The sequence below is a fragment of the Desulfonema magnum genome, from assembly GCF_017377395.1.
Lineage (GTDB): Bacteria > Desulfobacterota > Desulfobacteria > Desulfobacterales > 4be13 > Desulfonema_C > Desulfonema_C magnum.
The window spans coordinates 2817488-2829781 of sequence record NZ_CP061800.1 but is presented as its reverse complement, the minus strand read 5'-3'; the positions used below and the strand labels follow the sequence as shown (position 1 = coordinate 2829781).

Annotated in this window: 8 protein-coding genes; all 8 read left to right on the top strand. The window is 46.5% G+C overall.

From position 1 onward, the window contains the following. Window positions 1-818: 818 nt before the first annotated feature. The 8 genes from dnm_RS11420 to dnm_RS11385 all read left to right on the top strand — a co-directional run bounded on the left by dnm_RS11420 (window position 819) and on the right by dnm_RS11385 (window position 12183). A complete protein-coding gene (locus dnm_RS11420; protein ID WP_207682775.1) occupies window positions 819-1967 on the top strand; it encodes an acyl-CoA dehydrogenase family protein in 1149 nt (382 codons plus the stop codon). 90 nt (window positions 1968-2057) lie between these two features. Then, window positions 2058-3740 (top strand): AMP-binding protein, encoded by a 1683-nt coding sequence (locus tag dnm_RS11415; RefSeq protein ID WP_207682774.1) that lies wholly within the window; start codon window positions 2058-2060, stop codon window positions 3738-3740. 75 nt (window positions 3741-3815) lie between these two features. After that, complete coding sequence (locus tag dnm_RS11410) at window positions 3816-4598, top strand: enoyl-CoA hydratase-related protein (protein ID WP_207682773.1); 783 nt, start codon at window positions 3816-3818, stop codon at window positions 4596-4598. Window positions 4599-4895: 297 nt separating this feature from the next. Then, on the top strand, window positions 4896-6065 hold the full coding sequence (locus dnm_RS11405; protein WP_207682772.1) for a hydroxymethylglutaryl-CoA lyase-like TIM-barrel protein: 1170 nt from the start codon (window positions 4896-4898) through the stop codon (window positions 6063-6065). Window positions 6066-6231: 166 nt separating this feature from the next. Then, window positions 6232-6870 carry a helix-turn-helix domain-containing protein gene (locus dnm_RS11400; RefSeq protein ID WP_207682771.1) on the top strand — a complete coding sequence of 213 codons (639 nt, stop codon included), beginning with the start codon at window positions 6232-6234 and terminating at the stop codon, window positions 6868-6870. Between the two features lie 969 nt (window positions 6871-7839). Next, window positions 7840-10020 (top strand): response regulator, encoded by a 2181-nt coding sequence (locus dnm_RS11395; protein WP_207682770.1) that lies wholly within the window; start codon window positions 7840-7842, stop codon window positions 10018-10020. Window positions 10021-10061: 41 nt separating this feature from the next. Further along, window positions 10062-10913 (top strand): LEA/WHy family protein, encoded by an 852-nt coding sequence (locus dnm_RS11390; RefSeq protein ID WP_207682769.1) that lies wholly within the window; start codon window positions 10062-10064, stop codon window positions 10911-10913. Window positions 10914-11076: 163 nt separating this feature from the next. Further along, window positions 11077-12183 (top strand): IS630 family transposase, encoded by a 1107-nt coding sequence (locus tag dnm_RS11385; protein WP_207682768.1) that lies wholly within the window; start codon window positions 11077-11079, stop codon window positions 12181-12183. The last annotated feature ends 111 nt before the right edge of the window (window positions 12184-12294 follow it).

Sequence of the window (12294 nt, the reverse complement as noted above, 5' to 3'; positions counted from 1 at the left end):
ATTCTGCAGTGTTTTACAAACGCTTCGCCCGGAGTTATCATTCATACAGGACAGATATCAGATTTTCATTCTGTTTATGTAATATAAAAAACAGGAGGTTATATACACTTTATAAATGAACGGGATTCATTTTATTGGCATTACCCTAATACATCTATTGAACTGAAAAAAATATTTCGTAAAAAATCCGGGAAAAAACAGACCGTCTGAAAGCGGAACTCAGAACGCTTTTGATTTGCTGATTATCACTTTCAAATAAACGGGCATGACCTGCCAGTCACAACGAATGACAAAAATTTTGCTGTTTTTCCTAACACTTAACACCTAACATCTAACACCTGACACTTAACACCTGACACCTGACACTTTCATATAAATCATGTTTGTCGTTATTAAGTGTTTTTTTCATTTACTATGGCTTAAAAATATGAATAATTGTGGAATCCTTCATTTGTCAGTTCACTTTTTGCCACAGAACAATTTGCAAAATTGTTCCACAGATCGAAAAAACTGTGAACTGCTTTTCAGTTTCAGTGAAGAATGGCGAAATATAAAATTATAACGCCTTGGAATTATAAAATTTAAGCTTTCGGAATGAAAATGTGTAAATTTTATGAAAACAGCAGGTTATAAAATTTGTCCGAATTATTATGATAACAAGAATAATCACCCGGGTTGCCGCCTGTAAACATAACTTACTGATTTTTTGTTCCGGCAGCTTCTGAGTATAATGTGATTGCCTGATTTTCAGTTGCCGCGTCTGCGGCAACCTGAGTTAACTAACCGTTTGATCAGCTTTTTGGAAAGGAGGTTTACCGTTGGATTTTGACTTAACAAAAGAACAGGAAATGATCCGGAAGGAAGTCCGAAAATTTGCCCAGAGTGAAATTGCCCCTGTTGCTGCGGAGTTGGATGAAAAAGAGGAGTTTTCCGTGGAACTCACCCAAAAAATGGGAGAAATTGGTCTGTTCGGCATGTTCGTGTCCGAAGAATACGAAGGCCAGGGGATGGACTATGTTTCCTACATCATTGCGGTTGAGGAGGTTGCAAGGGTGGACGGATCCCAGGCCGCAACCATTGCAGCCGGTAACTCTCTGGGAATCGGTCCCCTTTATTATTTTGGAACAGAAGCGCAAAAAAAGAAATATCTCCCGAAACTCTGTTCAGGCGAAGCCTTATGGGGATTTGGTCTTACCGAACCGACAGCGGGATCCGATGCAGGCGGAAGCAAAACAACTGCTGTGCAGGACGGCGATGAATGGATACTGAACGGATCGAAAATTTTCATCACCAATGGAGCCTGTGAACTCACCCTGGGCGTAACTGTCCAGGCCATCACCGGCACAAGACCTAATGGAAAGCCGGAATACACCTGCTTTATTGTGGAACCCGGAATGAAAGGGTTTAAGTCTGTTGCCATGCACAAGAAAATGATGTGGCGGGCTTCGAATACAGCAGAACTTTATTTTGATGATGTCAGAATCCCGAGTGAAAATGTCCTTGGCAAAAAAGGGGACGGTTTTCATCAGATGCTCCAGACCCTTGACGGCGGCAGGCTCTCTATCGGAGCCATGGGCCTGGGCGGTGCGCAGGGAGCTTATGAAGCAGCTTTGAAGTATGCCAAAAAACGGGAGCAGTTCGGGCAGCCCATCAGTAAATTTCAGGCCGTAGGCTTCAAACTGGCGGACAGCGCCATGGAAATCGAATGCGCCAGAAATCTCTTATATAAGGCATGTTGGCTGAGAGATAACAAAAGGCCCTTTGAAAGAGAAGCTGCCATGGGCAAATTGTACTGTTCGGAACTGATGGGAAGAGTGGCGAACCATGCTGTGCAAATTCACGGTGGTTACGGCCTGATGAAAGAATACAATGTGGAAAGATTCTATCGGGACCAGAAACTTCTGGATATCGGCGAAGGAACATCAGAAGTTCAGAGAATCGTTATTTCACGATACATCGGATGTTAGAATATTAGGGAGGTTAAATGTCTGAATGTTTAATCTTCAGATGACAGAAAAACATTCAGACATTTCAGAATAAATTAAGGAGAAATATCTATGGGACAAATACCACAGTTTGAAGTCGGAAAAACCACAATGGGTCAGCTGGTTGACCTGGTGGCGGAACACTTCAGTGACAGCAAAGCCGTACTTTATGATGAACAGAACATCGATCTGAATTACCGTCAATTCAGAGACTTATGCAATGATGTCGCAAAAGGCTTCATGGCGCTTGGTATTGAAAAAGGTGAACACCTCGCTGTGTGGGCCAATAATGTTCCGGAATGGTTATATACCCAGTTCAGCACCGGAAAGATGGGTGCGGTAATGGTCACGGTGAACACCAGTTACCGCAGCTTTGAACTGGAATACCTGATGAAGCAGTCAGACGCTACTACGCTGCTTCTGATCGGCGGGGTCAGGGAAGCAGATGAATATCTCAAGGTGATCCATGAGGTATGTCCCGAACTTAAAGACAGCGACCCGGGCAAGCTCCGGTGTGCCAAACTGCCCATGCTGAAAAATGTCGTGTTTCTTGGAAAAGAAAAATATCCCGGAATGTTCAATTGGGACGATATCCTGGAATTGGGTAAGAATATCAGTGACGAAGACCTGAAGGCCCGACAGGATTCCCTGAAACCGGACGATGTCATCAATATGCAATATACTTCGGGAACCACCGGATTTCCCAAGGGCGTTATGCTGACCCATACAAATTTGATTGGTAATGCAAAAAGCCTGGGCGAATGTATGAATCTTTCCTCAGATGACACCATGTGTATTCCCGTGCCTTTTTTTCATTGTTTTGGCTGTGTGCTGGGAACACTCACCTGTGTAGTTTCGGCAACGGCCATGGCACCGGTGGTTGCTTTCAAACCGGACACGGTACTTAAAACCGTTCAAAGATTCGATTGCACCGCCCTGCACGGTGTGCCCACCATGTTTATTGCAGAACTGGAAGAAATGAAGAAAAAATCGTATGATACCTCTCATTTGCGGACAGGTATCATGGCCGGCTCCCCCTGCCCCATTGAGATTATGAAGCAGGTGGTCAACGACATGGGCGCGAGCGAGATGACCATTGTATATGGACAAACCGAGGCTTCCCCGGGAATCACCCAGACCCGTCGTGAAGATTCTCTGGAACTCCGAGTCAGCACGGTGGGCCGCGCACTGCCGAATGTGGAGGTAAAAATCGTTGATCCCTCGACTAATGAGGAAGTTTCCAGAAATACCCAGGGCGAACTCTGCACCCGCGGATACCATATCATGAAGGGCTACTACAAAATGCCCGAAGCCACGGTAAACGCCATTGACAAAGACAACTGGCTCCATACCGGCGACTTGGCGGTTATGGATGAAGATGGTTACTGTAAGATTACCGGAAGAATAAAAGATATGATCATTCGGGGCGGTGAAAATATCTATCCCAGGGAAATCGAAGAATTTCTTTACACACACCCCCAGGTCAAGGATGTTCAGGTGGTCGGTGTTCCCAGTAAAAAATACGGGGAAGAAGTGGCCGCGTATATCCAGCTGAAATCCGGTGAAATTTCCAGCGACGAAGAAATGAGAACCTTCTGCAAGGACAGGATCGCATTCCATAAGATTCCGACTTTTTTCATTTTTGTTGATGAATATCCCACCACTGCCAGCGGAAAAATTCAGAAATATAAGCTGCGCAAGGACGCAACCGAGCGACTGGGCAGAGAAGAAGATGCAAAAATCCAAACAGCATAATAATTGAGAATTGAGAATTGAGAATTGAGAATTATCAATTTTCAATTCTCAATTAATTTTATAAGGAGAATATGAATGAAGGATGATATTTTGCTGGTAGAAGAGCAGGACAGCGTGGTGACGCTCACGCTCAATCGCCCCGAGGTGATGAATTCCTTTAACTTTGCCCTGCTTCACGCATTAAGAGACCAGATAGAATCCCTCCGTTTCAGAACAGATGTCCGCGTGATCATCGTTACGGGCGCGGGGGAAAAGGCGTTTTGCTCGGGCGCGGACTTAAAGGAACGCAGAACCCTCACCCCGATTCAGGTCAAGGAGTATATTTTTACGATACGAAACCTTTTCACGTCCATTGAGCAACTGAATAAGCCAGTGATCGCAGCGGTAAATGGTGCGGCTTTTGGAGGCGGAACAGAACTGTCTCTTGCAAGTGATATTCGCATTGCTTCGATGAATGCGACAATGGGACTTACGGAAACCCGCCTTGCCATTATTCCGGGGGCAGGCGGGACACAGCGGATGCCGAGGCTGATTGGAAAAGGAAAGGCAAAGGAACTCATGTTCACGGGCCGCAGAGTGGGGGCGGAAGAAGCCTTGCGGATCAACCTTGTCAACCAAATCTGTGAACAGAAAGATTTGCTTGACGAATGCAGGAAAATGGCGGCCATGATTTGTGAAACCGGTCCTGTCGCCATTGAACAGGTCAAATACGCGATAAACTACGGTCTTGAGACAGACCTTCATACGGGCCTTGCCATTGAATCAAACGCATACTGGGTAACTATACCCACCGAAGACCGCCTGGAGGGACTTGCCGCGTTTCGTGAGAAACGCAGACCTGTGTATAAGGGCAAATAAACAAATTTTCAGGACCTGGGAAATGTTTAAATCCGGAGTGCCAAACTTGCAGTTTGGCCGCCCGCAAACCAGGGGAGCCGTCAAACCGCGGATTTGTCGCTTTGGATAATCTTTTTCTTAAGACTTTGTATCTGTAAACAAACATCAGACTTTCGGAGTTTTCAAAACTTGGGAAGTCTTTAACTGTCACTGGGTCATGATGATTGTTTGGCCTGTAACAGAATGTCATTCTCCTCGAACTCGGATGAAACAATGATCATCGCCTATAAATTTTTGTAAAAAAGGAGATTATTTTATATGACAGAGTATGATTACTGGAAAATTTTCCCCAGAATGCCCAAAAAGGTAACGGTCGGGGATATCACCATTCGGGACGGGTTTCAGCATGAAGAAAAATTTATTTCAACCCCTGCAAAGATTTTTTATCTTGAGGAGCTTATCTTTGCAGGGTGCCGCGACATCGAGGTGACGAACCTGGGAAATCCGTATTTAATGCCCCAGTTCAGAGATGCGGAGGAATTGCTGAAACATCTGAGAAGCGACCGGTTTAAAAACCGCTGCCAGAGAAAGGGCATCAATTACGATGATATTTGTCTGACCTGCATCACCATCAGAGAGTCCGCAGTTGACCGGGCCATTCGGCTCAGACAGGAAGGGATCGGACCGGATCGTCTCCTGATGATGGTTTCCACTGAGGAGGAGCATCATTTTGCCAACTCCGGGACAACCCTTCCGGATTACTGGGCAGAAGCAGAGCGATGCACCAAAAAATGTAATGACGCGGGCATGAAGATGTGCGGCACGGTCAGCACCATATGGGGCAGTCCCATTGGCGGTGCCACGGAACTCAAAGATGCTGTGGAATTCTCCAAACGATGGCTGGAAATCGGAGCACATGATATTGAACATGCGGACCATGATGGCAGTGCCTCGTCTCCGGATGTGTATCGTTATTTTTCCATGATCCTGGATGAAATGCCGAACACCGATCTTCATATTGCCCATTTCCATGAAACAAAACGTGTGGCTGCCGCCTCTGTTCTGGCTGCTTTGCAGGCAGGGATTACGAATTTTGAAGCCACCCTGGGCGGACTGGGCGGACAGCCTGCCAACTTCCTGGATGACTGTCCCACCAAAGGAACCGGAGAATATTATTACACGGATCCTCGTTATGTGGGCCTTGTCACCCTTGAGGATACCCTGGTTCAGATTGATGAAATGGACATTGAACACGGATATGATGTGGATCGGATTCTTGAACTGGGCAGACTGATGGAAAAGACCATCGGCCGGAGACTGCGCTCTGAGGCTATGCTCAATGGCCGTACCCTGAAAGAAGGTCATATGGAATTTGCCCGGCCCGGGCTGAAAAAACGAAAGGCAAAACTTGGCGAGGATCCGGAACAGAATATCCCGAAAGAATGGGCAGCCAAAGCTGTTTTGCCTGAAAAATACCGTGCCAAATAGTGTCCGGAACAACAAAAATAGCGTTTAACTCATAGTCAATGCAGGAAGGGTGAAGTGTGGCGCGACCCACCGGATCTGGGTTTCTGAAATGGCGGATTATGCCGCACCTCACCCGCTCTGCTTTCACGATTTCGACTATAAGCGATTAGCAACCTAGGAGCAAAAAATGGAGATAAAGGAACAAAAGCCTTATATTAATGTTGATTTTTTTGAAGACCTGACAGGGGATATTTCAAAATCAGGGTCCGAAGGTTTTGAAGAAATAGGAAATCGGATTAAGACGCTCAGGGAAGATAAAGGGCTGTCCCTCGACGAGCTGTCAAACATGACCGGGTTTGATGTGGAACTGCTGTCTCAGATAGAGAACAGCGAGGTCCAGCCTCAGCTTGGTACGGTGATTAAGCTTTCAAAAGCGCTTGACAGCGCATTCGGCCGTCTGGTTTCGGGCGTTGGCGAAAAACTTTATTCCATCACCCGGAAAGAAGAACAAAAGGTGGTATCCAGATCCACATCCCAGAAAGGCAGCAAAAATCTCTACACCTACAAGACCCTCGCGCCTGAAGTGAAAGGCCGTCACATGGAGGCGCTGGTGGTGCAACTGGAACAGAACCCCGATGAAGAGGTGTCTGTACATGAAGGCGAAGAATTTATTTATGTGCTGAACGGTACGGTCATGCTGAAAATCGGAGAAGACAGGTTCGAGCTTGAACCCGGAGACAGTGCGTACTATCTGTCAACAACGCCCCATGTTCTGGGTTCCAAAAACGGAAGTGCAACGATATTGGCTGTGCTTTATGAAGGCTAGCAGGGGGAGAGGGTGGACACACTGTCCACCCTATACTGTCAGAGGCTGAAGCTTGGTGAGCAGGGAGACTGAGCGGGACAGCCAGACAAGAATTGCCCTGCCACAGATGTCTGTCCCGCCAAAGTCTGGAAGCTTTTTTGATCTGCTGAAACTGAAAAACCCAAAATGTTCAGAGTGATCCTCGAATTCTCAATCCCCGATTTTAATTTTCAATTCTTTTTTGACAAAGCCGACATCATATGTTTAATAAAAATATTTGAAAAAAATTATTGATAACTCGATGATCAAATTTTTTGTACCTGACTATATAAAAATGCAATACCGTTCGGCACGATTTTTGCATACATTTGTAACTAACTGAATTCATATATCCGGAAAACTGAAATCCCGAAATGTCCGCCGGGCGTTTTTCGGAAACAATTTCTCCAAAATGCGGAAATGCCGGGCATTTCCGTCCGGCTATGCAAAAATCATGCCGAACGATATTGATAAAAATGCCACAAAGACACGAAGACACAAAGACACACAAAGAGCCTTCGTGAGACTTCGTGCCTTCGTGGCTCTTACACAAAATTACAAATTGCAAATCACTCGATGATCAAGTTTTTTGTACCTGACTATATAAAAATGTCACAAAGACACACAAAAAAACTTCGTGAGACTTCGTGCCTTCTTGGCTCTTACACAAAGACACCCCGGATAATATCCCGGGTTAAAAATCGCCAATGAGGTGTCAGGTGTCAGAAAAAATCAGCAAATCGAAAAGCTTCCGGACTGTGTGCGGGAGAACAAAGAAACCCGGCTTTTTTCCCGGACAAAGTGTCTCCCCTGTCGGAAAAAGCCGGGTTTCTCCTCCGTCTGCCGTGGCCGCCATGCGACAGCCCGAAAAATTTTTAATCTATTGAAAATTTTAAAACTTTCATCATTTGTTGTGTCTGCCAAGTCATAACCGTTTATTCAAAATATCAGATGAACAGAAAATTACCCCAAATATTAATCGTGGATGATGATCCCTCAAATATCAGTGTCTTATGGCAAATAATAAAGTCTGATTACGAGGCCAGTGTTACGAGGGAAGGAACGGAAGCCCTTGAAATCGCAGCGTCAGAAGACCCGCCTGACCTGATTCTGCTTGACATCATGATGCCCGGCATAGACGGATATGAGGTATGCAGGCGTTTAAAAGCGAATGAGCGGACTCGAAACATTCCGGTGATTTTTATAACTGCCAAAAACGAAGTGGAAGACGAGGCCATGGGACTGGAACTCGGGGCTGTGGATTACATTACAAAGCCTTTCAGCCCGCCTGTTGTAAGGGCAAGAGTGGAAACCCATCTGGAAATCAAGCGACACCGGGATTCTCTTGAAGAATTGGTGGCAGAACGCACGGCCGAATTAATGAAAGCCAGGGCCGAAGAGATGCAGCTCCTGGAGATGACCACCGCACTGTCATTTGAACTCAATCTGGTACGGCTGCTTGCCAAAATTATGGACACCACCAAGGAACTCCTGTCAGCAGATCGCTGTACCCTCTTCCTGTACGACGAAAAAAACTGTGAGCTGTGGTCCCAGGTTGCTCAGGGCCTGGAGATTCAGGAAATAAGGTTCTCCTGTCATATGGGCATTGCCGGATCCGTTTTCACCAGCGGTAAAACTGTCAATATTCCAGATGCTTATATGGACAGCCGTTTTAATCCGGAAGTGGATAGAAAAACAGGCTATCTCACCCGGTCTATTCTCTGTATGCCGGTAAAAAATAAGAAAAGCAAAATTATCGGTGTGACACAGGTACTTAACAAAAAAGGCGGTCCGTTTACAAAAACAGACGAACGCCGGCTTGAGGCCTTTTCTGCCCAGACATCTATTGCTTTGGAAAACGCCAAACTGTTTGAAGATGTCCTGAACATGAAGAACTACAATGAGAGCGTACTGGAGAGCATGAGTAACGGTCTGATTTCATTTGATGTTAGTAAAAATATCGTGAAATGTAATTCCGCTTCTCTGAGGATACTCCGCGTGCATTCCGAATCTGATCAGTTTAATAAGAACAGCTGGAATTCTCAGTTTCGAATTTTTGAGGCCAATCCATGGATATCTGAAAGCATTGAAACAGTTATGAAAACCAGAACCGCTGACCTGACAATGGATGCGGACCTGATCGTGGCTGACGGAACCAGGGTTTCTGTCAATCTCACTGTTGTTCCGCTCATAAATATTCAGCAGGACCTTATCGGTTCCCTCCTGGTTCTGGAAGATATTACCAGTGAAAAACGGCTCAAGGGAACCATCGCCCGCTACATGACCAAAGAGGTTGCGGACAGACTCATGGAAGAGGGCGGAGATGTGATGCTGGGCGGTAAGACCCAGGAAGCTACAGTCATGTTTTCAGATATTCGAAGCTTTACCACCATTTCCGAAAAGATCGGTCCCCAGGACACTGTTTGTCTGCTGAACGAATATTTCAGCATTATGGTGGATATTATTTTTAAGTATAAAGGCACACTGGATAAATACATCGGCGATGCTATCATGGCGGTATTCGGTGCGCCTTTCAGTACTGGTGAAGACCCGGACCGTGCTGTAAAAACAGCCATAGACATGCTGGAGGCCCTCGGAGAATTCAACAGGGAAAGAAAATCCGAGGTCAAGGAATCCATCAGCATCGGTATCGGAATTAACAGCAACGAAGTGTTATCCGGCAATATCGGCTCCCTGAAAAGGATGGATTACACAGTCATCGGCGACGGGGTCAATCTGGCGGCCCGTCTCGAAAGCGCCAACAAACTCTACGGAACCAGTATCCTGATGAGCGAGTTCACCTACAAAGGACTGAGAGACAGTTATGTCTGTCGGGAAGTTGACCTCATCAGGGTCAAGGGAAAGATCAGACCCGTAGGAATCTATCAGATACTTGATTACTACGATAAAAAATCCTTTCCATACCGGGATGATGTGCTTGAGCTTTTTCAAAAAGGGCTGACTTGTTATCGGGGCCGGGACTGGCAAAGGGGAACTCAATTTTTCAGCCGGGCGCTCGGACTGAACGAAAATGACCCGGTCTCCCGTCTCTATCTCCTCAGATGTCAGGCTTTTGCCGAAAGTGCGCCCCCTGATGACTGGGACGGGGTGTGGGTGATGGAGAGCAAATAAAACAGCTGATAATTGTAACCATTTTAAGAAATAGGTATATTATGTATCGAAAAACAGCTTTATTTGTATCAATTCTTATAACGATAATGACAGGGGGTTGCGCAACACTTGAAACCCTTCAGCAATTTATCCAAAAACCAGAGGTTCAGTTTGAGGGAATGTCGTTGGAAAGTGCGTCATTGGCTGAGGGAAATCTGTTGTTTAAGTTCAAAGTGACCAATCCCAACCCCATAGGCGCGACCATCAGAAACGTGGCTTATGATCTCAGATTTAACGATAAAACATTTGTCAAAAATGTTCTGAATAAAAGCATTACATTAAAAGCCAATGGTTCAAATATGTTGGAACTGCCTGTCACGGTCAGTTACTTAGATCTTTTTGAATCCGTTACGGCATTTATTCAGTCGGACAAGCTGGTTTATGATCTGTCCGGTTCAGTTGGTGTGGGCCCTTTTGATATTCCTTATCACACAAAGGGCAATCTTACGGTGCCGACGCTCCCAAAAGTATCATTAAACAAAGTTGAGGTTTCCAATCTTTCTTTTACCAAGGCATCCATGATGTTTTCCCTTGATGTGACCAATTCCAATCCCTTTACTGTGAATCTGACCGGCCTGGATTACAACATAAAACTGGGAGGAAAAGAGTTCGCACAAGGGATTGCCGGCAATATTTCACCTATTACTAAGCATGGCAAAACAACCATAGAAATTCCTTTTAATATGAATTTGCTGGAACTGGGACGGTCCGCGTATCATTTATTGACAAAATCTTCATCAGGGTATGAAGTCACAGGGGCAATGCAGTTTAACCTGCCAAAAATAGGAGAAAAAGAATTCCCGTTTCAAAAATTTGGCAAAGTTTCTTTTAATAAGGGAACTCGAAATAAATAACATACCCGATACAAAAACGTAGGGTAGGTGGAGCGAAGCGCAACCCACCTTGTGCGGTGGGTTGCGCTTCGCTCCACCTACCCTACTGCCCGACCAAATAAGTTTTGACGGGTGGACTTCCATATGATAATCTCCTTCTCATATTTTTAAAGAGGAGGAGATTATGGCTAAAAGATATATCGTCAGCCTGACTGACGAAGAAAAAGACGAACTGATCGCTCTGACGAAAAAAGGTAAGACCGGTGCGAGGAAAATTAACAGAGCGCATATCCTTCTCCTGGCCGATGAGGGCAGGACAGACAAGGAAATAGCGGTGATTCTCCGCACCGGAGTTTCCACCGTGGAACGCATCAGAAAACGGTTCGTCGAAGGCGGGCCGGAGAAAGCTCTGAACGATGATCCGAGGAACGGCGCTCCGAGAATTCTGAGCGGAAGAGACGAGGCCGTCCTCATCGCCGAGGCTTGCAGCGAGGCACCGGAAGGCCGCGTCAGACGGACAATGATGCTGCTGGCGGATCGGGTGGTGGAACTCGGTCTTGCCGATTCGATCTCGGACGAGACCGTCCGTCTGATACTGAAAAACAGCGACGTAAAGCCCTGGCAGAAAAAGCAGTGGTGCATTCCGACGGTCGGTCCGGAATACGTCTTTCATATGGAGGATGTTCCCGATCTTTATGAGGAGCCTTACAATCCGGCGTTTCCGTGCATATGTTTCGATGAGAAGCTGTATCAGTTCATCGGCGAGACAGCGGTTCCGATTCCCGCCGCGCCGGGCAGACCGATGCGTTACGACTATGAATACGAGCGGAACGGAACGGCGAATCTTTTTATAATAGCCGAGCCTGCCGCCGGACGGCGTCGCATCGTGGTGACGCAGCGGCGGACGAAGAAGGATTTCGCCGACATGATGAAACTGCTGGCGGACGAACTTTATCCCGATGCGGAGAAAATCCGCATAGTCATGGACAATCTGAATACGCATAACCAGTACTCCCTTTATGAGCGGTTCGAACCGGAGGAGGCCCGGAGAATACTCCGCCGCCTCGAATTTCACCATACGCCGAAGCACGCCAGTTGGCTGAACATGGCGGAAATAGAGATATCCGTGCTGTCCGGCCAGTGCCCGGACAGACGCATCGCCGATGAGGAGACCCTGAGGAGAGAAATCTCCGCCTGGGAAAAGGAGCGGAACGAGAAATCCGAAAAAATCACATGGCGTTTCACTAACGCGGATGCCCGGGGCAAACTGAAGCGGCTCTGCCCCTCATAATTTATTTGGTCGGACAGTAGGGTGGGTGCAGCGAAGCGAAACCCGCCAGACTTAGGAATTTCCCAAAAAATAATCTGCCCGAAATGTAGGGTGGGTGCAGCGAAGCGAAAC

What these genes read in the sequence shown, in the direction of transcription:
- dnm_RS11410 (WP_207682773.1), top strand. Translation starts at nt 3,816, where the DNA reads ATGAAGGATGATATTTTGCTGGTAGAAGAGCAGGACAGCGTGGTGACG.
- dnm_RS11395 (WP_207682770.1), top strand. Translation starts at nt 7,840, where the DNA reads ATGAACAGAAAATTACCCCAAATATTAATCGTGGATGATGATCCCTCA.
- dnm_RS11405 (WP_207682772.1), top strand. Translation starts at nt 4,896, where the DNA reads ATGACAGAGTATGATTACTGGAAAATTTTCCCCAGAATGCCCAAAAAG.
- dnm_RS11415 (WP_207682774.1), top strand. Translation starts at nt 2,058, where the DNA reads ATGGGACAAATACCACAGTTTGAAGTCGGAAAAACCACAATGGGTCAG.
- dnm_RS11390 (WP_207682769.1), top strand. Translation starts at nt 10,062, where the DNA reads ATGTATCGAAAAACAGCTTTATTTGTATCAATTCTTATAACGATAATG.
- dnm_RS11400 (WP_207682771.1), top strand. Translation starts at nt 6,232, where the DNA reads ATGGAGATAAAGGAACAAAAGCCTTATATTAATGTTGATTTTTTTGAA.
- dnm_RS11385 (WP_207682768.1), top strand. Translation starts at nt 11,077, where the DNA reads ATGGCTAAAAGATATATCGTCAGCCTGACTGACGAAGAAAAAGACGAA.